We start from the raw sequence: 22,298 nt of genomic DNA on the forward strand, positions 1-22,298 counted from the left end.
GTGCTCCCTGTTCGAATGTCATCCGTTACGCCCTAAGTCGCAGACGTTGCAGCCAGGACGAAGTGGCGCCCAAGGCGTCACGCAATTGTTGGGCAGTGATGGTGCGTGCTGCCGGGTCGAAGCTCAGCGCGGTTCGCAGCGCTGGCCAGCCGTGTCTCGGTAAGTTCGCCGGCGCTTGCAGTTCGCGCTCCAGGTGCTCGTCGCGGGCCTGGGTCGAGGGCAAGCGGCGGAACGGGTGTTTGCCGCCCGCCAGTTCATAGATCACGCAGGCCACGCCGTATACGTCCGCGCAGGCCGACAACGGTTGGCCCTCAAGCAGTTCGGGGGCGGCGTAGCCCGGGGTCCAGGCGTTGAAGCGTTCGCGGCTCAGGTGTGGCAGGCCTGGCATCACGCCCTCCTCTGCCTGACCGAGACCGAAGTCAAACAGGCGCAAGCCGTCTTCGCTGAGCATGACGTTGCTCGGTTTCATGTCACCGTGCAGCACGCCGCGACCGTGGGCGTAGGCCAGCGTGTCGAGCAGCGGCAGGACGATGTCGCGCAGTTCTTGCCACGGCAGGCCGAGGGGCCGCTCGCAGAGCAATTTGTCCAGAGTCAGGCCACGCATGTATTCCATGGTGATGAAGGCCCGCTGGCAGTCGGTGTCGACTTCAAAAGTGTGTGCACGCACGACGTTGTCGTGGCGCAGGCGTCGGGTCAGGGCGAACTCGCTGTAGAGCAAGGCACTGGCGTCCGGCGATTCGGCAAATTCTTCGCTGAGGATTTTCAGCGCAATGTAAGGATCGGGATCACCGAACTGTTCGTGCAGCAGATCCCGCGCCCGGTAAACGGCGCCCATGCCACCAGCCCCGAGCAGACGCTCGAGGTGGTAGCGACCGGCGAGTACATCCGGCAGTGCACCGATGCTGGCCTTGGTCGGCGCCAGCAAAGGCTCTGCCTTGTTTTCCTTGGCGAAGGCGAAGTAGGTCAGGTTGTTGGCCTGCTCTTCGCTCATCAGCAAGTCATCGACTGAGGATTCGATTTCAGTCATTGGCGGATCACCACGGCCGTCAGGTTGTCGCGCGCGGCGCCACGCAGGGCGCCGTCGAACAAACGTTCCAGCGCCACGTGCGGCGCGCTGAGGCTGAGGGCGTTGCCGAGGGCATCGCTGCTCAGGCCCTGATACAAACCATCGCTGCAGAGCAAAAACGCATCGCCCGGATAAACCTCGAGTTCGAGGACATCCAGGGTCAGTTGTTCAGCGGCGCCGACGGCTCGGGTCAAGGCCTGAGCCGCTGGGTGCGCTGCCGCTTGTTCGACGCTCATCTGTTGCTCGTCGATCAATTGTTGTTGCAGCGAATGATCCTTGGACAGCTGATACAGCCGCTGCCCGCGCCACATGTAGCAACGGCTGTCGCCGGCCCAGATGCAGGCCGCGCGATTGCCTTCCACCAGCAGCGCCACGACGGTGCTGCCCATGATGCTGTCGTGGCGCCCGGCGGTGACCGTCAACTCCTGCCCCAAACGCCGGTTCAACCAGTGCAGGCACTGGCGGATGGCTTTGAGGCGTTCGTCGAAGTCCTCGTGTTGCGGCAGTTCAGCCAGGCTGGCGACGATCAACTGGCTGGCGATGTCGCCACCCTGATGACCGCCCATGCCGTCCGCGACCACCCACAGCCCCTGCTGTGGCGAGTCGAGGAAAGCATCTTCGTTGCGCGCCCGCACCTTGCCCGGGTCGGTCCGCGCCGCGCTGCGCCAGGCACTGGCCACCAGCATCAGAGCTGCACCGGCATACGGAAGGTGCGCAGTACGCCCATGTCGAACGGGTTCGGCGTGCGCTGGCTGGTCAGCAGGTAGTTGGCGCGCAGGCCACCTACATCGGCTTTCAGCACCAGCACGTCGCGACCGCTCAGGTACTCGGTCTGCATCAGGTCGAACAGACGGAACAGCGACCATGGGCCGGAGTTCTTCTCGATGCCGATCGGGCGCCCGGCCATTTTGTCCATGACCAGACTGGTACGACCGTCTTCAGCATCGGTCGGCCATTTGAACGACATTGGCAGGATCGGACCGTGGCGGTATTCCATGGTCTTGTCGCCGAACTTGAACTCGGAACGGCTGACCGCCGGGTCGAGGGTGTACGGCTCCAGTTTGAACTGCACGGTCGGCTCGGCCGGGTTGATCGAGAAGAAGCTCTGACGAATCGTCAGCGCCGCCGCCATCTGGTCCAGATACATTTTCGACACCGGCAGGCTGTGGCCGTCGACGCTGCGCATGCGGTAGTTGCCCGGATCGCCGCTGACGAACGGACGCAGGTAGCTGTCGAAGAAGCGGTCGACGGTGCCTTGAGCCCGGAAGAACTCGCGGAAATCGCTGATCGCCACGTCGCTGGTGCTGCTGGCGCTGAACGGATAACGCTTGCTGATGGTTTTGCCATACACGCTGTACAGCTCGTTCTGATAACGGCCGTTCAGGTACTGGTAAGCATCGTTCAGCACCAGACGCCACGAGTCTTCGGCCAGCACGTTGAACCAAACGCTGAGCGGACGCGGCAGACGGCTGGACGCATTGCGCAGGTTGGTCAGCGCATCACGCTGGCCGCTCATGCGGGTTTTCGCCATTTCGAACGCGGCTTGTTCCGGCGTGCTGGAACGGGCCAGACCGGCCAGTTGCAGTTGCAGGTCGTTGAGCGCGCTCAGCGCCGGGGTCAGGTCCGCGGCCGGGCCGTTGTTGTCATCGAGCAAACGATGCAGCGGTTCGAAGCGGCGTTGCAGCGACTTCTTCGCGGTGTCCGGCAGGGTCTTCGCCACGTTCAGGGCCGAAGCCTTGTCCGCTGCGGCGGCGGCAAGTTTGCCAACCTTACCCAGTTTGCCTTTCTGCCCGGCCAGCGCATCAGCAGCGTCGCCAGCTTCTTCGACAGGATCTGCAGCCGCCTGGAAGCGCGTGTTCTCGCGCACTTCGGTGAGCAAGGCCAGCACCGGCGAGTTGGCCGAAGTCAGGCCCGCCAGTTGCTCGGCGCCTTCACCGGCGTCGCTGATCGGCGGCAGGGCCACCTGGCCAACGGCTTCACTCCAGTAGTTGGCGTAGTCGCGGAAGTACAACTGCTCCAGCTCGACCATCAGACGACGCAAGTCCATGTCGCTGATGCCCGCACCTTCGCCCAGTACCCAGTTGTCACGCAGGATGTCGGTCACCAGCGCCGAACCCTGTACCGAGAAATACTGCTGATAACCGGTTTGCGTGTAGAAGCCCGGGATCACGTATTCGGTGCCGATAAACAGCGAGCCTTGTGGGCCGAGGTGTTGGCTGAAACGGTAGTCCGGCAGGTTGCGCGCCTGCTCGCGGAGCATGCGGTAAACCACGGTGGCCAGCGATTCGCTGCGCAATACCTGACGCGCCTGAGTGACCAGCTGATCGTTCAGCGGGTAGATAAACGGCTGCTTCAGCAAGCGATCGAGGTGCGCACTCAAACCGTTCTGTACGGCGGTGTTGCCGGTGTAGCGCGTCGACCAGTCGGTAGCGACCCAGTCCTTGAGCCACGCGGCATCGCGACGATCCTTCATGTTCAGCATCAGGTACGCGCGCAGGCTGTTGAGCAAGCGATCGCGGTCCTTCATGTTGGCGCGAATCTGCCCTTCGAGCATGGTCGCAACCCGTGGCAGCAGCTGCTTTTCAAGCTCGCGCTCGTAAGCCTCTTTGACCACTGGATTGACGTCTTCGCCCTGATACAGACCGCCACGTTCGTGATACGAAACGTCGCCCTTCTTCGGGAACACCTGCGTCGCGGCGTAGCTGCTGTCGAGGGTTTTCAGCACACCCATGGCGTCATCACGCGGCGACAATGCCGTGCGCTGCTGCGTCCAGTTCTGCGCCAGATTGCGCAGGTTTTCCAGGCGCTCGTAGTTGGCCGAGAAACCGCCCGCCCAGAGCATGCCGAACAGTGCCAACGCCGCCAGTGCGCCAACATACAGGGCACGTTGGCCCCAATGAATACGGCTGCGTTCGCGCTTGTCCAGACCGGCCAAGTCGGATTCAGGGAAAATCACCTGGCTGAACAAGTGATGGATAAACCGCGAACGACCGCTGCGCAGGGTCGGCAGCACGCCGGCGCTCATGCCGAGGCTGGCGCCGATGCCGGCGGTGGTCGCATCCATCTCTTGGGTCAAGTGCGGCGCGCTGGTCAGGTAGAAACCGCGCAGTTGCGTGGCACGCTGATAACGGTTGCCGGTGAACGCCATGTCGACGAACAGGCACAGGCGCTCGCCGATCTGCCCCAGTTGATGCGGGAAGTCGAGGATGCGGCCACGGCGCTGAGTGTCGCGCTCGGAGTGCATGCGCATGATCACTTGGCTGTTGAGGCGACGCAGCAGTTCTTCGAACTCGTTGCGCAGCACAGCGACGTCGGTGCCGACCTGATCCTTGCGGAAGCTGGTGCCGAGCACCTGATCGCTTTCTTCGCGGGTCAGTTGATCGAAGAACTCGTCGAAGCCGAGCAGCTTGTCAGCCTTGCTCAGGACCAGATAGACCGGTACATCGACGTGCAGTTTCTGATGCACGTCTTGCAGACGGCCGCGAACCTGGCGCGCCAAAGTATCGATGTCCTGTTCACTCCCGCCGAGCAGGGTTTCCACCGGAATGGTCACCAGCACGCCGTTCAACGGACGGCCGCGACGGCGCTTGCGCAACAGCTCCAGCAACGTCGTCCAGGCACCGCCGTCGACTTCGACATCCGGTTGCGTGGTGTAACGCCCGGCGGTGTCGATCAGCACACCGTGGTCGGCGAAGTACCAGTCGCAATGACGGGTGCCGAGGGTGTCGCGGGTCAGCTTGCGGTCGATCTTGTTGATCGGGAATTCCAGACCGGAAAAGTCCAGCAGGCTGGTCTTGCCCGAGGCCTGCGGACCGATCAGCAGGTACCACGGCAAGTCGCTGCGCCAGCGCTCGCTGCGGCCGCGATACAGGCTCGAGGTCTTCAGGGTTTTCAGCGCATCTTTGAAGCGCGCCTTCAACTCTTTCTGCTCTTCGTCGATCAACTCTTCACGGCGAATACGGTCCTGGCCGTCCTCGCTTTCTTCCTCGGCTTTCTTGCGAATACCCGAGCGCCAGCTGACGAAGACCATGGTCAGGCCCCAGATCAGGAACAGCACAGCGATGGTCAGCAAGCGAGAGGTCGAGCTCTCCCAGAACTTGTAGTCATCAACCGCCAACAACGGGCCGACGAACCACACCAGCAGCGCCACGAACAGCACCAGCAGCAAGGTCCAGACCCAGGTCTGGCGCAGGAAGGCGCCGACTTTCTTGAAAAACTTTTTCATCACACGTCCCTGTTTACGGCTGCGACTGCGGTTGCACCGCGGCCGGATCAAGCGGCTGATATGGTTGCAGAACGGTGTCGCGCTGCTCGCCCAAGACCCAGGCGAAGCCCGAATACATCACCACCAGACAGACGAAAGTGAACAACACCACCATCCACGCCGGCACGATGCGCACCAGGTTGCGGCGCTGATCGTTCAAGCCTTCCCAGTGCGGCGACAACTCGCGCGGCACGTCGCCACGCAACTGACGGATCTGCCGATACAAAGCATCGCGGATGCCTTCAAGTTCGAGCATGCCGCGTGCCTGTACGCGGTACTTGCCCTCGAAACCGAGGGACAGGCACAGGTACATCAGCTCGAGCATCGGCAAGTGCTTGACCGGGTTCTTCGACAACCGATCAAGCAACTGGAAGAACTTCTCGCCACCGAAGGTCTCGTTGTGGAAGCTGCTCAGCAGGCTCATCTGCGACCATTCGCTTTCGTTGCCCCACGGCGTGGTCACGACGGCTTCGTCGACCACGGTGCAGAGCACGTAACGCGCGGCCATCACCTGGCTGCTTTCGGCGCCGTTGTGCAGGGCGCGCACTTCAAACAGCTTGAGCCCGGCAGTCAGACGCTCGTTGAGTGCGTACAAGTCTTCGCGGGTTTCGCTGTGCTTGAGGCGCACCACTTCCGAGAGCAGCTCGGACGAGGCAGCGACCAGCGAATTGAGGCTGATGTTGAACGCTTCTGCCGGGCGCAGGCGCGCGGCGTAGATCATGCGTTCTTCCAGTTGCTCGAAACGCGGCGGCGCGGCGAAGTCGGTCAGCGGACTCGTTGCCGGTCCGTGGCCCTGACGATCGAGCAGGACGGTTTTGTCGTCCTGGTTGTAATCCGTTTCCTTGATCATGTCGGTCAGTTCCTGATGGCCCAGAATTTCAGTTCAAGCTCGGCGAATTCGCCGGACACGTGGAACGCGAAACCGCCGGAGCGCTCGAGTTGTGCCAGGTCTTCGGAACTGAGTTCGAGGATGAAATAGGTTTTGTTCGAGTGGAACGCGATCTGCCGCGGGGCCACCGGCAACGGTTTGACCTTGATCCCCGGCAAGTGCAGGTTGACCAGTTGGCGGATGCGCTCCACCGGGCCGACCTTGAGGTGCGCCGGCAAGCGGTGGCGCAGTTCTTCGGAGTCGCAGTTGGCACTGGCTGCCAGCACGAACGACGCCGAGCCGAGCAGTTTGTGGTCGTGCAACGGCGAGACGATGATGCCGTACTGACGCGCTTGCAGGATCAGTTCGATGGCGTGCTGTTCGAGCACCATCGACAGCACCTGACGAATCGCTTCCATCAGTTTGCGGAAGCTGCCGCCCTGGTCAGCGTGGGAGTAGCGGCTGTCCAGACGCGGGCGTTTGCTTTCGCCGGAGAAGGTCGCCAGATCGCCGAGCATAGTCAGCAGCGTGCGGTACAACTCTTCCGGGTGCACCTGCTCCAGACCGAGGTAGTGACGCAGCAGCAGTTCGGTGCGGTTGATCAGTTGCAGCATCATGAAGTCACCGACTTCGGCACCGCCAACCTTGCCGTTGGAGCGAATCCGCTCGGCAATCGTGTCGCCACGGTGGTTGAGCATACTGATGACTTCTTTCAGGCACGACAGCAGATAGCTGGAAGCGTGGGCCTGAATGTAGGTCGGCACGAAATCCGGGTCGAGGCTGATCACGCCGTCCGGCGTGGTGTCGAGCACGTCGCAGATCTTCAGCTTCACGTAGGCCTGATCGCTCTGCTGCTCGCCGAGCAACAGTTTGAAGTCCGGGCGACCGCAGCTGACCTGGCTGGCGGAATCGTCGCCGGCGTTGGAATCAGCGACTTCGGCGTCGTACGCGGTGTAACGCGCGAGCACGTCGGATTGCTCCGGACGGCGCGACTCGATGTGGTTGCCGGTGACCAGCGGCAGCGCCAGATAGATCGGCGTGTTGCCGGTGTTCGGCGGCACGTCCAGCGCCAGCGGCTCAGTGTTGCCACCGAGTTCGAACAGGCTGCCGTCCGGCAGAATCCCCGAGGCTTCACTGATCACCAGTTTGCCCATGTTGAGGAACTGCAAGTCGATCTCCAGATTGAGGAAACCCCAGGTGTAGCCACCCAGCAATTGCGTGCGGGTTTTCATCTGGTGATCGTAATAACGATCGTTGTGCTGGAAGTGCTGCGGGCGCAGCAGCATGCCTTCCTGCCAAATGACTTTATGGGTATTCATGATCAGTCATCCGCCTTGGCGAGCACTTGATTGGTGTTGCGGATGCCGGTCTGGTCCAGAGTCAGATCGACTTCGGTGACTTCCAGCGGAGTGATCTGAACGGTGTGGCGCCATTGGGTGTCCGGCAAGTCGCGGTAAGCGGCGAGAACGCCCACATAAAGGCTGCCCTCTTCCACCTTGAGCTTCATCTCCACGGTTTCACCCGGGCGCAGTTCGAGTTCTTCGCTGGCCACCAGATCCGGGTTGAGGGATTCCTTGGCGCGCTCGTAGAGGCTGAAGAAATCAGCGTTTTCGAAGGTCACCGGGTGCTTGAGTTCGAACAGGCGCACGACGATCGGCGACGGCCGACCGTTGAGGTCCGGGTTGAGCTGATCGCTGCCGGTCAGCTTCAGGTTGATCTTGGTCACTTTCGAGTACGGCGACAGCGACGAGCAACCGGCGAGCAGCACCAGCACGGTGAGCGCAGTCAGCGTCTTGAAAAAAGCGGTCGAGCGGCGAGACATGCGCATCATCCTTGGTGGTCGGTGTGGAGGGTGGAGATCAGGCGGATCTGTTCTTCGTAAGCCTGGGCAAAGTCGCGGGCCAGCAGACGCTCGCTCCAGTCATCGTCCTGACGCAGCGCCTGGTGATAACGGCCGAACGCTCTCCAGCGTCCGCCCGAGGTCGCGATCAACGGCTTGTTGTCACGCTCGAAACGCAGGGTCAGTTGTTCCGGCGAGAAGTGCTCCAGCGTGCCGCGTACGGCGGCGCGGCTGGCGGTCAGCAGTGCGACTTGATGCGCCTGCAGATCGCGGAACGCACGGGAGATCGCTTGCTCGGCCGGCAGATGGCCGGGCTTGCTTGGCTGCAACAGAATCTGCAGGGCTTCGCTCGGATCGACGGCGAATTTCAGCGGGTTCTTGTTGGTGCCTTGCACGGTGGTCTGGGCCAGACGCAATTCGTTTTTCAGCTCCGAGCGGGTACGCAGGCTCTGCTGCAGACCGCCGATGCTTTGGCGCAGCAAGCGCGCCGCGTTCAGCGCCAAGGCTTCGCGCTCGTCGTGGCTGAGGCCTTTGACGTCGACGCCCAGCGCTGCACCGAAATGATCCCAGAAACCTTCGCTTTGACGCTCAACGGCTTTCGGTGCCGGAGCGGGCTCAGGTTCGACGGGGGCTGCAATCAGCTCCGGCACCATCAGGCTTTCCATGTCGATGCGCGCGTAGTCGGCACGCTGACGGGAATCCTCAGGTTTGGTGTTCGGCGCCAGTAGTTCGTCGATTTCCGAGTACACACGCTCTTGCTGTTCAAGGGCATTGAGCGGGTCGAGATCGAGGAACGCGTCGTCCGGGATGATGCTGCCGGCAGCGCGTGGACGGCCGACTTCACCGTCGAAGGTCGCCGGGTCACGCACCAGGCGCGCGCGAATCTCGAAGTCACCCAGCACGTAGGTGCTGCCGTGTTCGATGCGCACCGGTTCGCCTTTGTGCAGGCGTGCGCCGCTCTCGCCGTCCTGGACACCGTTGCTGCTGGTGTCGGTGAGGAAGAACGTGCCCTCGCGGTAACTGACAATCGCGTGGTGATTGGACAGGTGACGCTTGCGGTCAGGGATGATCCAGTCGCAGTCCTCGCCCCGCCCGATCACGCCGCCGGCCTGTTTGAAGGTCTTCTGGCACAACTCGGTGGGCACGAACTGCTTGGTGTTCAGCATTTCGAAAACCAATTCCATGTTTGATGCTCCTTGCGGTCACTTGCCGCGATTGACCGCTTGCGGATCACCCAACGGGCGATAGTCGTTGTCGTTGAATTTGTAATTGCCGCTACAGCCGCCAAGGCCGCATAGAACGACGAGGGTCAGCAGGACAGCTTGCCAGTGACGAACAGACATCAGAGGGTCTCCAGGTGTAGACAAAGCACAAAGCGCCGACCCTTGCGGGCGGCGCTGAAATTGGTTTTTGCGAGGATTTCGATGACGTTTTGCCTACCCATCGAAATCTCCCAGATTGATGTTCAAACGGCCGAGCCGATACAGCAGCGTGCGTCGCGGCAGGCCCAGTTCACGGGCGGCGAGGGTCTGGTTGCCGTCGTTTTTGCGCAGGCAATCGAGCAACAAAGTGCGTTCGACCTGCTCCAGACGTTCGCGCAAATTCAGGTGGCTGTTGTCTTCCGGCATTGCCTCCATGCGCAGGGAGAAATGCTCGGCAAGCAACTCACCGCCCTCGCACAACAGCACCGCGCGCTCAACGAGTGCCTTGAGTTCACGCACGTTGCCGGGGAAGTTGTAGCCGGACAGGTGTTCCAGCGCGGCACTCGACCAACGCACCGGGTCGCGTTGCAAATACGTGCAGGTCTTCTCGGCGAAGTGCTGGGCCAGTTCGAGGATGTCGCCTTCGCGCTGACGCAGCGCCGGCAGCTCGATCGGGAATTGCGCGAGGCGGTAGTACAAGTCCTCGCGGAATTTGCCCTCGCTGACCAGCGTCGACAGATCGCGGTGGGTCGCGGCGATGATGCGTACGTCGATTTTGTGCGTGTCGTTGGAACCCAGCGGACGAATCTCGCCTTCCTGCAACACGCGCAAGATCTTCGCTTGCAACGACAGCGGCATGTCGCCGATCTCGTCGAGCAGCAGCGTGCCGCCATTGGCCGCATCGAACAGACCGGCACGATCACGGTCGGCGCCGGTGAAGGCGCCTTTGCGATAGCCGAACAACTCGCTTTCCAGCAGATTTTCCGGAACCGCCGCGCAGTTCTGCACGATGAACGCCTGGGAACGGCGTGGGCCGCAATCATGAATCGCCCGCGCAACGACCTCCTTGCCGGTGCCGGTTTCGCCGCGCAACAGCACGGTGTACGGACTGTGCAGGACTTTGCTGATCAGCGAATGGGTCTGGCGCATCGCCGCGCTTTTACCGATCAAGCCATAGCCACTGATGCTCGGCACGCTGCGCGCCACCGTAGCCGTTTCCGCCAGCGGCTGACGCAGGCGTTGCAACAGATGCAATTGGCCAAGCACGAACGAGCCGAGCTGGCCGAGGGAATCAGCGAAGCCTTGCAGGTGGGTGCGACGACGGCTGGCGCACAGCAGTAAACCTTCAACAGCTTTGTGCTGATTGACCAGTGGCACGCACAACAGCGACTGCCACGGCGAGGTTGCCGCCGGCAGAAAACTGGTTTCGTGCAGGCTGCCGCTCAAGTCGTCGAGGCACACCACGCGGTTCTGGCACAGGGCAAATTGCAGCAGTTGCTCACCGTTGTAATCCGCCGGCAGGCTCGCCGCTTCACGCGGTTGCAGGGCGCCGTCGAGGCATTCGGCGTTCATCCCCAGGCACGTGTGAGTGGCGTCGAGCAGATACAGTTGCGTCAGTTCGCAACCGCTCAGCTCGGCCAGCCCGCGCACGAAGTCACCCAGCAACGCAGCACCGTCCGCCGCCCGCGACAGACTGGCGAACTGCGCCAGCAACGCTTCGGCATAGACCAGTGGCTGCGGCACCTGAGTGAACATCACACCCACCTCAGGCGAACTCGCACGTCACGCTGGCTTCACCGTCGAGCGTGGCATGCACACGCTTGAGGCTTTCGCCGGTGGCCATGGCGTCGAGCAAACGATCCGCCACCAATGGCAGCACGTGCTGATCGAGCAGATGATCGATCAGGCGCGCGCCGCTGTCGCTTTGCGTGCAGCGCTCGGACAGGTGATCGACGAGGTTCTGGCACCAGCTGAAATCCAGCTGACGACGGTTGAGGCGCTCGCCGAGACGACCGAGTTTGATCTCGATCAGCTCGCGCAATACCGGGCCGCCGACCGGGTAGTACGGCACCACTTTCATCCGCGCCAGCAGCGCCGGTTTGAAGTGTTTGCTGAGCACCGGGCGGATGGTTTCTTCGAGGACTTCAGCGGTCGGGCGTGCGCCGTTCTCGCAAAGGTCGCTGATCTTGTCGCTGCCGAGGTTCGAGGTCATCAGGATCAACGTGTTGCGGAAGTCGATCTCGCGCCCTTCGCCGTCGTTGGCCACGCCTTTGTCGAAGATTTGGTAGAACAGGTTGAGCACGTCCGGATCGGCCTTCTCGACTTCATCGAGCAGCACCACCGAGTACGGCTTCTGGCGTACGGCTTCGGTGAGCATGCCGCCCTCGCCGTAACCGACGTAGCCTGGTGGCGCGCCGATCAGGCGGGAAACGGTGTGCTTCTCCTGGAATTCGGACATGTTGATGGTGGTGATGAAACGATCACCGCCGTACAGCAAGTCAGCCAAGGCCAGTGCGGTTTCGGTTTTACCGACGCCGCTCGGGCCAACCAGCAGGAACACACCGACCGGTGCGTCCGGTTTATTCAGGCCCGCGGCGGTAGCGCGCATCGAGCGATCCAGTGCGTGCACGGCTTGTTCCTGACCACGAATGCGCGTGCGCAGGTCGGTGGCGAAGCTGGCGACTTTGGCGTTGTGTTCGCGGGCCAGTTGCGCCAGCGGCACGCCGGTCCAGGCGCTGATCACTTCGGCGACCAGACGCGGGCACACTTCGAAGCTGACCAGACGCTCTTTGACTTGAGCGGCAGTCAGGGCGCTGTGGGTTTCGTTGAGTTGGGCTTCCAGCGCTTCGACGCTTTGGCCTTCTTCGACTTCGGCGGCAACGGTTTCGATCACGCTGCCTTCGGCGTCTTCTTCAACGGTCACCACTGGCTCGACGGCAGCAGCTTCGCGGGCCTTGGCCAGTTGCTGACGCAGTTCCAGCAGGCGCTCGGCCAGTTGCTTCTGCTCAGTCCACAGGGTTTCCAGCGCGACCATTTCGTTTTCGGCTTCGTCGAGACGCGCTTCCAGCGCATCCAGCGCTTCGTGGTCGATCAGCAGACCGGCTTCGGCGTCGCGGCGCAGCGCCTGACGCTGACGGCCACCTTCAGCCAGTTCGCCACGCAGGCGCTCAAGGCTTTCCGGGGCAGCAGCGAGGCTGATGCGTACGCGGGCGCAAGCGGTGTCGAGCACATCGACGGCTTTGTCCGGCAGTTGCCGGCCAGCCAGATATCGCGCGGACAGCTCAGCGGCCGAGACCACCGCGTCATCACGCAGGTAGATGCCGTGGCTCTTCTCGTAAACCTGGGCCAGACCACGGAGGATGGTCACCGCTTCGCTGACGGTCGGTTCGTGCAATTGCACCGGTTGGAAACGACGGGCCAGCGCCGGGTCTTTCTCGAAGTATTTCTTGTACTCGGCCCATGTGGTGGCGGCGATGGTGCGCAACTCGCCACGGGCCAGCGCTGGCTTCAGCAGGTTGGCCGCATCGGAACCGCCGGCATTGCCGCCCGCGCCGATCAGGGTGTGAGCTTCGTCGATGAACAGAATGATCGGTTTCGGCGAAGCTTTGACTTCGTCGATCACGCCTTTGAGACGACGTTCGAATTCACCTTTGACGCTGGCGCCGGCCTGCAGCAGGCCCATGTCCAGCGACAGCAGTTCAACGCCTTTGAGCACTTGCGGCACTTCACCGGCGGCGATGCGCGACGCCAGGCCTTCGACGATGGCGGTCTTGCCGACACCGGCCTCACCAACGACGATCGGGTTGTTCTTGCGGCGACGCGCGAGGATGTCGACCATCTGCCGAATCGCGCCGTCACGGCACAGCACCGGGTCGAGTTTGCCGTCGCGGGCCTGTTGGGTCAGGTTGTGGGTGAAGCGCTGCAACAGCGATTCGCCCTGCGCGGCGGGTTTGCCATTGGCCGCTGGTTGCTCCTGTTGCGACAGGGCAAATTCCTTCAGGCGATCGATGTTCAGCTTGGCGAGCAGCGGCTGATAGCGGCTGCCGGCGTAGCGCATCGGGTTGCGCAGCAAGGCGAGGATCAGCGCGGCGTCTTCGACCTGGGTCTGGCCGAGTTCGAGGTTGGCCACCAGCAGCGCGTCTTGCAGCCACTGCACCAGCTCCGGGGCGAACACCGGATTACGCGAAGCGCTGTGCTCGACGCGCGATTGCAGCGCGGCGCTGAGTTCGCCGGCGTCGACGTCTGCATCCTGCAGTGCGCGCGACAACAAGCCGTTCGGACGCTCGAGCAGACCGAGCATCAAATCTTCGACGAGGATCTTGCTGCCGCCACGGGCCACGCAACGCTCGGCGGAACGTTCCAGATCACGACGGGTTTCGGCGTCCAGCGCCTGGATGAGTTGTTGCAGGTCTACGTTGATCATGGCTCACGTCCTTAATGAATTTTGCTGCCCAGGGTCACCACGCCGTCCGCTTTTTCGCGGCCCAGCCAACTGGTCCAACCGAGGCGACAGGCGTTCTGCTCACCGATGCGCAGTTCGCGGATTTCTTCCTGGCGCAGAACCAGGCGGATGTCGTAATCGAGCGGGTCACGCAAGGTGAACCGCACCAGCGCGCAGAGCGGCTGGTAACCGAAACCGATCGGCAGGAATTCATGGAATCGCTGCCAGTCGAGTTCGGTGATGTGAATGCGGAATTTGCCGCTGCGGTCGCGCACGTGTTCACCGAGCACAAGGTCTTCGCCGAGCAGGCTGTTGGCGCGGCCCAAACGATTGCGCTGCTCTTCGAGAATTTCTACGCGGCGCTCGATGCACTGCTCGATGACCAGGTCTTCGTGCTTGAAGTAGTAACGCAGCACGGCTTCGATCAGCGCCGCCGAGTGCGCCCGCAAGCTGAGCAAGCCGAGGTATGGCAGCAGGCGTTTCCAGTTGAGTTCCTTGGCCTTGCGGATCTCTTCGCCGCCCAAGCCGATCAGGGCGAACAGCTGCGATGAGAACGGGTCAATCGCGCCACTCTGGAAGCTTGCGCGATAGCGATATTTGCGCCAGATCGGCAGCATCAGCCGTTGCAGGCGATGGTGGAACAGATCGAGGAAGTTGCGCGTCGGGTTGCCGTCTTCGCTGTCGCCCAGGGCTTGTTCGCCGTAGAACGCCGGCAGCGGCGAACCCGAGCCGACCAGGCCGATCAGGTTGAAACGCATGCGCGCGCGCATCTGCCCGTGTTCTTCGAAAAACTCCACGCGATCAACGTCGCTGCGCGGAAAGCCCAGGCTCGGGTTGGCCTGGAACTCCACGTGGTCGTACAGATCGTCTTCGCTCAGGTACGGGTGTGCCTCGCGCAGCCGGTCGATCACCAGCAGCACGGCCTGAAACAGCGAGTACTCGCGTATTACCTTGGTCAGCCCGCTTAAAGCAGGGGCTGCAGGCCCATACGTGGTGTCCATTGGTACACCTCTCCCTGTGTGCTTTTTACGCGCAGCTCATGGAATGAATTGAGACTGGCGTAAAGCGCGAAAAACTCGTTAAGAACCGAAGCGAAAACGAACAGGTCGCCTTCGCCGATGTACCCTTCCGGGTCGATGGTCAGTTCGGTGCGCAAACCGCGCACCGGCAACCCACGGTGCAAGCGGTCGACGTGGTGATGCTTGATGTGCTTGAGGCCGCCGAGCAGGCGTTTGCTGACCTTCTCCGCGTGCTGGTCGTAGTAGCGCGGCAGGTCGTAGGTTTCGAGAATCACCTTCAACGCATTGACGTCGGCCAGCGACAGATAGTTAAGCGACATGTTGCTGATCAGCTTCCACAGGAAGTCACGGTTCAGCGGTGGCGCGAAGCTCGACGTGGCCGGGGTGATGTTGCGGAAACTCAAGAACTCGGGCGTCTCTTCGCAGGCCATGCAGATGTCGCCAAGCTTGAGCTTGCGCGGCAGGTTCTGGTTGGTGCAGATCAGCTCGATCGACAGGGTTTCATGGGCTTCGGTGTGACGGATGCCGAAGCTCAGGTAGGTGTCGAGGCCGTCGTGCAGCAAGGACGAACGCTGGCGAATGCTGTAATGCGGACGGCTATTGGGTACGTCGAAACTCGGGTCGTGCTCGAAGGATTCGAACGGCACGTATTCCTGATAACCGAGGCCGCCGGGCTTCCAGCCGGTCACGGTTTCCACCGAAAACACACCGCAGTTTTCCAGATCGTATTCCGCCGGCAGCAACAGGTATTCGTCCTGCTTGCCGTCGAGGCGAATCGGCAGCGCGTCGTGGGCGAACAGGTTGGCAATCGGTGTGCAGAACAGTTTCACGTTATCCAGGGTCGGACGCATGCGCATGATGCCGCTCTTGCGAATGTCGAAGCGCAATTCCAGACCACGCATCTGCTTGAGGGTGTCTTCCGGCAGCGCGTTGATGATGTCCAGACCGTTGACGTCGACGAACAGGAATTTGTCCTGGAAGGCGAAGTATTCCTGCAGGTAGCGATAGCCGCGGAAGGTGTTCAGCGGATACGGGATCAACGCTTCTTCTTCGGCAAAGCCCACCGGTTTGACCCGATCACCGGGAATCTTGAACGCCATCGGCTTGCCGCTGACGCCATCAATCGGTTTGCCGGCGCCGTCGAGCGGGATCAGTTCGATGCCTTCGAGATTGCGCAGCAGGCTCAGGTAGAGCATCTGGCTGATGTAGCGCTCACCGGCAAAGTGCAGGCGCAGTTTGCTCAGTTCCAGCTCACCGAGGTGACCATCGGCGCTCATTTCCAGACGCAGGCTGAGCAGCGAGCCGTCGCCCTTCACCGAGTAGTTCAGCGCGGCCAGATCCAGCGGCAGCACGTCAGTCGGGTAGCAGGTGCGGAAGCGGCAACGCACGTCTTCGATCGGTTTGCTTTCAATCGGCGTATCGCGCTCGACGCGCAACGCCGGCCCGGATCGCTTGAGCGGGTCGAACTGCAAAATGCTGAACGCCGGCAGCGGGCGCATGTAGTTCGGCCACAGCAGTTGCATCAGCGAATGGCTGAGCTCCGGCAACTCGTCATCGAGCTTCTGGCGCAGCCGCCCGGTGAGAAACGCAAAGCCCTCGAGCAACCGCTCCACGTCCGGATCCCGCCCGGCCTGGCCCAGATACGGTGCCAGCGCCGGACTACGCTCGGCGAAACGGCGACCGAGTTGGCGCAGTGCGGTGAGTTCGCTTTGGTAGTAGTGGTTAAACGACACGGGTTACCTGCCTGGTAGTGAAACGCATCAAAAAAATATCCTGTAGACCGCGACCGTCACGCCGGCACAGACGTAACCGCCAATCAGGAGAAACGGCACAATCGAGATCCAGCCGTACGCCATGTAGGCATCACTGAGCTGGCCGACGACCAGACTGAGCAAGCCATACAGCATCCATGGCACGGCGTAGAACGGGATGAACTTCACCGGCGCCCACCAAACCATCCGCAGCGCCTGCTGCTCGTTGCGGCTCTGCGCCGATCGGGACATCCATAGCGAAAAACCCAAAAGCCCGGGAATTCCCCACCACAACAGGTACTGCCAATAAATCCCGGACGACTCGGGTGTTGAATACTCGCCATTCCACAGGTCATAGGAACTGATCGCCAACACCGCCAGCAATGGCCACCACAATGCAGCCATGAAGAAGCTGAGTTGCGCGCGACTAAGCATGAGCATCTCACTTGATGAGTCGGTCATCGGCGAACCTCCACAGCGTGATCCATGCACCATGTGCGGACATCGCGCTTGTCGAAGCTTGCGCACCCATTGTCTTTTGCGATCACGCGATATGAATGTTCAGGGACGTACGCAAAAAAGTAATAGTTGTCCCTGTCCTCACCGTAGAGCCAGTAAGACGAAGACCCTTGATTGATTTCGTAAGGTTCGAATGTCCAGATGGACGACTGCGCAGGGATAAAATTTTCGCGGTCCATCAGCAACATCAAGGCGTTGGAAAGCGCGTGCGCGGAAAAATAGAGCATACAGGCGAACGCTCCCACTACGAGTAGCAAGCGCTGCAGCCAAATCATTGCGAAGCGACCTGAGTCGGTCATGCGTCCGTCTCCTGCCCCGGGGTCGCTGGCACGTATTTATTCATCGCTGCGCAACTCCCTGTTTTTGCGGCGTGATCGCGACACCCGTATAGACATAGAGCTCTTCACCACCGTAGCCACCTATTGCCGCAGCGCTGAGTGGATGGCTGTCCCTGGTGCCATATCGAACCCAGCCTTCAGTCCACATCGCTTCGTGCTTGGTAATCTCGACGAATGCCCCGCCATCCTCGGCGCCAACCCACAACGCATTGGGATGCGCGAACAGCTTTGGTTCGGTCGAGCTTTCCATTCGCACCAGCAGCGTCAAGCCGACCAGAATCGCCAGCAAACCGACCGAGCTGAGAAAAGCGGTGAGACATTGCCAGGCTCTGAGTTTCATCGAGCCAACCCGAACAAGTGCTTCATGGGCAGAAAGCCCCGGTATCGACCGTCCACGAACGGACAGCTTTTTCTTCAGTTTTTTTGATGCTCGCTACTGCATTTCGCAAGGTCTGCGCGTCGATGGACTTAGTCGCGTTCTGGCTTTTGATCGACAGGCTGTACTGGTCGCTGATCTGACCCGATACGTCCTCACCGAATGACTGGTAGTTGCCGATGGAACTGCGCTGGTTCGGGTTTAACGTGAAACTGCGTGGCTGATCGTCATAGTTGGAGTCATTCGCCAGCGCCAGTTCCAGTGGTACTCCACAAGTGTTCAACAGGTAAACATCATTGCGATAGACCTGCTGCGCAGCGCATGCGGTCAGCGAAACGAAGCACGCGAAGAAGCTTGCCCATCTCATCATCAAAATCGTCCTTGGCAGTTTCATGGACAAACCGATGCCTCGCTGATTGTCCACTCGCGCTGCGTGCCTTCAGTGACTTTCTCGACGGCAGCCAGGTGTTGTTTCAACTGAGCGGCGTCCAGGGTCTTGCTACCCGCGGCATCCTGGAGGGTCAGCTGATAATTGCTCGGGATCTGTTCGATCACGTCTTCACCGTAAGAAGCAAAACTCGCCACGAGCGCACGTGCGCCTGCTGCAACGGTAAGGTTGCGCTCCAGTGAATGCATGTTCGAGCTGTTGGAGACCTTGATCTCCAGTGGCTGGCCACAACGGTTTTCCATGTACACATGGTTGTTGTAGACCTGCTGCGCGGCGCAGCCGTACAGGGAGACAAACAGCAGGATGAAACCGGCGAACCTAGTCATCGAATTCAACCCTGGCCAGCCAAAGCAAGCTCTTCACGTCTTGTTCGGAAGCGGCCATGCGCTTCTGCAGGTTGGCGGCCGACTGGGTGTAGCTGCTGAAGTAATGCATGACATCCACCTCACCCGTGCTCGGTGTCGGGTGGTTGGCCTTTGGGTTCTGCATCAACGTTGACGTTTCCTTGTGCGTCCACGAGTAATTCGGGATCAGCCCGCCACCGTATTCGTTGAGAATCAGATGCCCGAATTCATGCGCCGAAGTCTCTTTGAACTCTCCCTGGGCGTAGTTGGCAGCATCCGCAGCCGTGAGGCCCTGACGCTTGACGAGCTGGTCAAAGGCATAGCCAGCGTTGTGGTAAACCTTGCGGGCAATCGCCAGGCTGGTCGAACGACCGAAGTCCGCTGACAACGAATCAATCAACGGGAAGTTCCCGGCCTTGGGCTCGACATTGACGTCGGCCTTGACCGTGACTTTGTAGACCCCTTTGCTGGTCGTGATGCCTTCTGCAATACCACCGCCGCGCGAACCATTGCGAGACCAATACAGTTCGATGCCTTCCTTGGCCCAACCCAGCAGAGTGCTGAATGGCGTAGGCACCAGGCCAGGCGTGGAACCACTGCTGCCACCATCCGAGAAGCTCGGGCGCAGGGTCACTTCCACGGTCTTGGCATTACGGTCGATACGCACATCGACCCACTTCACCTCTTCGGCCGAACAAGCGAGCTTCACTTCGGTGACTTGCTGCTTGCCTGCTCCGGTCGCGGTCAGACGTACCTTGAGGTTTGGGCTTTTGAGGATTTTGGTGTCGAGGATGCCGACCGTGTCGTAGCCGTCCCATTGCCATGGGTGCTTGCCTGGCGGCAGGAACGGCGCGGTATTGGCTTCGGCGTATACCAGCTTCTCGCCGTCCAGCACCTCCAACTTCACACTGTCAGCTGCGTCCATGCGGTTCTCGACGACGAAATCGACCAACTCACGGTTTTTCGATGTTCCTGATTTCAGCTCGTCGAAGTCTGGAATTTCCAGCGGCGTCAGTACCGAGTTGCCACCGGACTTCAAACCCAGTCGGTAATCCAGCGCCGCGACAACCGCTATAGCGGCAAGCCCCGAAAAGGGTGCTGGCGAATGCGAATTCCCGATGATCACTGTCCCGGAACCTGCCGTAACCTTGTTGCCGTGAGAGCCAACAGAGCCAACCGTGGCGGCCGGTTTGCCATTGATCAAAACCGTGGTCGCCAGATCGCCGACCATCGCACCACCACACGCCGAGGCATCGCCTTGGCGGGCGGCCGCGAGGCCGTCGAAGAACACGTCGCCGGAACCGGCGGCGATCGGGTTGGTACCGTGGCCTGGAAGTGGGCAAGCGGTGGGGTCGGATACGCGTGCTGCGGGTTTGCCAGACATCGGGGATCTCCTTAGGTGACCTTCACTTGTCCGCTGCCATCCAGGCGCGCGGAAAAACTGACCTGACGCTTGAAACCTTCAACTTCCAGCAGGCCTTCGATGCTGAAGGCCAGGCGCAGTTGATCGTGGTCACGCGGCAGGGAAATGACACGCACGTTGCTCAGGCGCGGCTCGTAGGCTTCGATGAAGTTTTCGATGGCCAGACGGGCCTGACTCAGAGAGTCGTGCAGGCTCAGACGCATGTCATTGAGATCGGGCAACCCGTAGTCGGCCAGCGTTTGCACGCTGCCGGCCCGGGTGCTGAGCATTTTGGCCAGATGGGCAGCCACTGACGCCATGGCACAAGCCTCAAGGCTGTTGCCCTTGCGTAGTTGCGCGTCGCCGTTGAGGCGTTCGAACAGGCTGCCGTATCCGTCCATGAGTCGCTCTTACTCTTTGTCCAGCTTGCCAACCAGCGACAGGGTGAAATCGGCACCCATGTACTTGAAGTGCGGACGCACGTTCAAGCTCACGCGGTACCAGCCCGGCTCGCCCTCAACGTCGCTGACGATCACTTGCGCAGCGCGCAGCGGACGACGGCCACGCACTTCGGCGCTCGGGTTTTCCTGGTCGGCGACGTACTGACGGATCCACTTGTTCAGTTCCAGCTCGAGGTCGGTACGTTCTTTCCACGAACCGAGTTGCTCGCGCTGCAGCACTTTCAAATAGTGAGCCAGGCGGTTGACGATCATCATGTACGGCAGTTGGGTGCCGAGCTTGTAGTTCAGCTCTGCGGCCTTGCCTTCTGCGCTGATGCCGAAGAACTTCGGCTTCTGCACCGAACTCGCGGAGAAGAACGCCGCGTTGTCGGAGCCTTTACGCATGGTCAGGGAGATGAAGCCTTCCTCGGCCAGTTCGTATTCACGACGGTCGGAAACCAGAACCTCGGTAGGAATCTTGGTTTCGATTTCGCCCATGCTTTCGAAGTGGTGCAACGGCAGGTCTTCAACCGCGCCACCGCTCTGCGGGCCGATGATGTTCGGGCACCAGCGGAATTTGGCGAAGCTGTCGGTCAGCTTGGTGCCGAACGCGTAAGCAGTGTTGCCCCACAGGTAGTGCTCGTGGCTGTTGGCAACGGTTTCCTTGTACACGAACGATTTGACCGGGTTTTCTTCCGGATCGTACGGGTTACGCAGCAGGAAACGCGGCACGGTCAGGCCAACATAACGGGAGTCTTCCGAGATACGGAAGCTCTGCCATTTGGCGAATTGCGGGCCTTCGAAGTGGTCTTTCAGATCTTTCAGATCCGGCAGGCCGGTGAAGCTTTCCAGACCGAAGAATTTCGGGCCGGCAGCAGCGATGAACGGCGCGTGCGACATGCACGAAACGCTGGCCACGTACTGCATCAGCTTGACGTCTGGCGAGCTTGGCGACATGTAGTAGTTAGCGATGATCGCGCCCACAGGCTGACCACCGAACTGGCCGTATTCAGCGGTGTAGATGTGCTTGTACAGGCCCGACTGCATGACTTCCGGCGAATCTTCGAAATCGTCCAGCAGGTCTTCTTTCGAGACGTTGAGGATTTCGATCTTGATGTTTTCGCGGAAGTTGGTGCGGTCGACCAGCAACTGCAGACCACGCCACGAGGATTCCAGCGCCTGGAAATCCGGGTGGTGCAGGATTTCGTCCATCTGACGGCTGAGCTTGGCATCGATCTCGGCGATCATGCGGTCAACCATGGCCTTCTTGACCGGCTCACCGTTGTTCTGCGGCTTGAGCAGTTCTTCGATGAACGCCGACACGCCACGCTTGGCGATGTCGTAGGCTTCGTCGTCCGGAGTCAGACGGGTTTCGGCGATGATGCTGTCGAGAATGCTGTACTCGCCGTTGCCGGCGCTCTTCTCTTGTGCTGCGCTAGTGCTCATTGTGTTGGCTTCCTTGGCTGGAGTCTCAGGCGTCCGGGGCTGCGGCGTTCAGGCCCAGCTCACCGAGTACGCGACCGCGGGATTCGTCGTCGGCGAGCACGCCTTCGATCGCTTTACGGAACGCAGGTGCGTTACCCAGCGGGCCTTTGAGGGCCACCAGCGCATCGCGCAGTTCCATCAGTTTTTTCAGCTCAGGCACTTGCTCGACCAGGCTGGCCGGGTTGAAGTCCTTCATCGAATTGACGCGCAGTTGCACAGCCAGCTCGTCGGCCTCGCCATCTTCCTGCAGACGGTTCGGCACGCTCAGCGTCAGACCCAGCTCTTGCTTGGCCAACACTTCGTCGAAGGTCATCTTGTCGATGCTGATCGGCTTGCGATCTTCGATTTTGCGATCGTCCTTGCGGTGGGTGTAGTCACCGATTGCCAGCAGCTTCAGCGGCAGTTCAATCTCTTCCTGAGCACCGCCGGTGGCGGGTTTGAAGGTGACGTTGATGCGTTCCTTGGGGGCTACCGAGCCTTCTTTGGCCATGGCTT

At 61.0% G+C, this 22,298-nt stretch carries 20 protein-coding genes and 1 pseudogene; all 21 read right to left on the bottom strand.

Translation table 11 applies throughout. The annotated features are described in order from the left end of the window. Positions 1 to 25: 25 nt before the first annotated feature. Positions 26 to 1,027: a serine/threonine-protein kinase gene (locus VY732_RS29155; RefSeq protein ID WP_331693126.1), complete on the bottom strand. Its 1,002-nt coding sequence runs from the start codon at positions 1,025 to 1,027 to the stop codon at positions 26 to 28. Beyond that, complete coding sequence (locus VY732_RS29160) at positions 1,024 to 1,752, bottom strand: PP2C family protein-serine/threonine phosphatase (RefSeq protein WP_038359322.1); 729 nt, start codon at positions 1,750 to 1,752, stop codon at positions 1,024 to 1,026. The genes VY732_RS29155 and VY732_RS29160 overlap by 4 nt, the downstream gene beginning before the upstream one ends. Further along, positions 1,752 to 5,291 carry a type VI secretion system membrane subunit TssM gene (tssM, locus tag VY732_RS29165; protein WP_331693128.1) on the bottom strand — a complete coding sequence of 1,180 codons (3,540 nt, stop codon included), beginning with the start codon at positions 5,289 to 5,291 and terminating at the stop codon, positions 1,752 to 1,754. Before tssM ends, VY732_RS29160 begins: the two co-directional genes overlap by 1 nt. Positions 5,292 to 5,304: 13 nt before the next feature. Continuing rightward, positions 5,305 to 6,180 carry a type IVB secretion system protein IcmH/DotU gene (icmH, locus tag VY732_RS29170; protein ID WP_108224962.1) on the bottom strand — a complete coding sequence of 292 codons (876 nt, stop codon included), beginning with the start codon at positions 6,178 to 6,180 and terminating at the stop codon, positions 5,305 to 5,307. A gap of 5 nt (positions 6,181 to 6,185) precedes the next feature. Continuing rightward, positions 6,186 to 7,517, bottom strand: a complete 1,332-nt coding sequence (gene tssK, locus VY732_RS29175) for a type VI secretion system baseplate subunit TssK (RefSeq protein WP_007920300.1) — start codon at positions 7,515 to 7,517, stop codon at positions 6,186 to 6,188. A 2-nt stretch (positions 7,518 to 7,519) separates the two neighbouring features. Continuing rightward, positions 7,520 to 8,020: a type VI secretion system lipoprotein TssJ gene (gene tssJ, locus VY732_RS29180; RefSeq protein WP_007920299.1), complete on the bottom strand. Its 501-nt coding sequence runs from the start codon at positions 8,018 to 8,020 to the stop codon at positions 7,520 to 7,522. Between the two features lie 5 nt (positions 8,021 to 8,025). Continuing rightward, positions 8,026 to 9,222 carry a type VI secretion system-associated FHA domain protein TagH gene (gene tagH / locus VY732_RS29185; RefSeq protein ID WP_034152083.1) on the bottom strand — a complete coding sequence of 399 codons (1,197 nt, stop codon included), beginning with the start codon at positions 9,220 to 9,222 and terminating at the stop codon, positions 8,026 to 8,028. An 18-nt stretch (positions 9,223 to 9,240) separates the two neighbouring features. Further along, positions 9,241 to 9,381 carry a hypothetical protein gene (locus VY732_RS29190; RefSeq protein ID WP_007920296.1) on the bottom strand — a complete coding sequence of 47 codons (141 nt, stop codon included), beginning with the start codon at positions 9,379 to 9,381 and terminating at the stop codon, positions 9,241 to 9,243. A 93-nt stretch (positions 9,382 to 9,474) separates the two neighbouring features. Further along, positions 9,475 to 10,995, bottom strand: coding sequence for a sigma-54 interaction domain-containing protein (locus VY732_RS29195; RefSeq protein WP_116028533.1), 1,521 nt, complete (start codon positions 10,993 to 10,995; stop codon positions 9,475 to 9,477). Between the two features lie 10 nt (positions 10,996 to 11,005). After that, a complete protein-coding gene (gene tssH, locus VY732_RS29200) occupies positions 11,006 to 13,663 on the bottom strand; it encodes a type VI secretion system ATPase TssH (RefSeq protein ID WP_331693132.1) in 2,658 nt (885 codons plus the stop codon). An 11-nt stretch (positions 13,664 to 13,674) separates the two neighbouring features. Next, on the bottom strand, positions 13,675 to 14,682 hold the full coding sequence (gene tssG / locus VY732_RS29205; protein ID WP_034152087.1) for a type VI secretion system baseplate subunit TssG: 1,008 nt from the start codon (positions 14,680 to 14,682) through the stop codon (positions 13,675 to 13,677). Beyond that, on the bottom strand, positions 14,646 to 16,433 hold the full coding sequence (gene tssF / locus VY732_RS29210; protein ID WP_007920286.1) for a type VI secretion system baseplate subunit TssF: 1,788 nt from the start codon (positions 16,431 to 16,433) through the stop codon (positions 14,646 to 14,648). The genes tssG and tssF overlap by 37 nt, the downstream gene beginning before the upstream one ends. Before the next feature lie 27 nt (positions 16,434 to 16,460). Beyond that, positions 16,461 to 16,913, bottom strand: a complete 453-nt coding sequence (locus VY732_RS29215) for a hypothetical protein (RefSeq protein ID WP_077575071.1) — start codon at positions 16,911 to 16,913, stop codon at positions 16,461 to 16,463. Next, complete coding sequence (locus VY732_RS29220) at positions 16,910 to 17,269, bottom strand: hypothetical protein (RefSeq protein WP_331693134.1); 360 nt, start codon at positions 17,267 to 17,269, stop codon at positions 16,910 to 16,912. Before VY732_RS29220 ends, VY732_RS29215 begins: the two co-directional genes overlap by 4 nt. Positions 17,270 to 17,309: 40 nt before the next feature. Continuing rightward, positions 17,310 to 17,648 (bottom strand): hypothetical protein, encoded by a 339-nt coding sequence (locus VY732_RS29225; RefSeq protein ID WP_331693135.1) that lies wholly within the window; start codon positions 17,646 to 17,648, stop codon positions 17,310 to 17,312. Positions 17,649 to 17,670: 22 nt separating this feature from the next. Then, the gene (locus VY732_RS29230) at positions 17,671 to 18,054 is read right to left on the bottom strand and encodes a hypothetical protein (protein ID WP_331693137.1); all 384 of its coding nucleotides are present in this window, start codon (positions 18,052 to 18,054) and stop codon (positions 17,671 to 17,673) included. A 20-nt stretch (positions 18,055 to 18,074) separates the two neighbouring features. Continuing rightward, the gene (locus VY732_RS29235) at positions 18,075 to 18,458 is read right to left on the bottom strand and encodes a hypothetical protein (RefSeq protein WP_331693138.1); all 384 of its coding nucleotides are present in this window, start codon (positions 18,456 to 18,458) and stop codon (positions 18,075 to 18,077) included. A 1,108-nt stretch (positions 18,459 to 19,566) separates the two neighbouring features. Then, positions 19,567 to 19,860, bottom strand: a pseudogene (locus tag VY732_RS29240) (PAAR domain-containing protein); the annotation flags it as partial. Positions 19,861 to 19,871: 11 nt separating this feature from the next. After that, positions 19,872 to 20,279, bottom strand: a complete 408-nt coding sequence (gene tssE, locus VY732_RS29245; protein ID WP_007920274.1) for a type VI secretion system baseplate subunit TssE — start codon at positions 20,277 to 20,279, stop codon at positions 19,872 to 19,874. 9 nt (positions 20,280 to 20,288) lie between these two features. After that, positions 20,289 to 21,764 carry a type VI secretion system contractile sheath large subunit gene (tssC, locus tag VY732_RS29250; protein WP_331693139.1) on the bottom strand — a complete coding sequence of 492 codons (1,476 nt, stop codon included), beginning with the start codon at positions 21,762 to 21,764 and terminating at the stop codon, positions 20,289 to 20,291. A 25-nt stretch (positions 21,765 to 21,789) separates the two neighbouring features. Beyond that, positions 21,790 to 22,293 (bottom strand): type VI secretion system contractile sheath small subunit, encoded by a 504-nt coding sequence (gene tssB / locus VY732_RS29255; RefSeq protein WP_003229587.1) that lies wholly within the window; start codon positions 22,291 to 22,293, stop codon positions 21,790 to 21,792. Positions 22,294 to 22,298 lie beyond the last annotated feature (5 nt).

This window comes from Pseudomonas sp. ZY71, from assembly GCF_036542145.1.
GTDB lineage: Bacteria > Pseudomonadota > Gammaproteobacteria > Pseudomonadales > Pseudomonadaceae > Aquipseudomonas > Aquipseudomonas koreensis_A.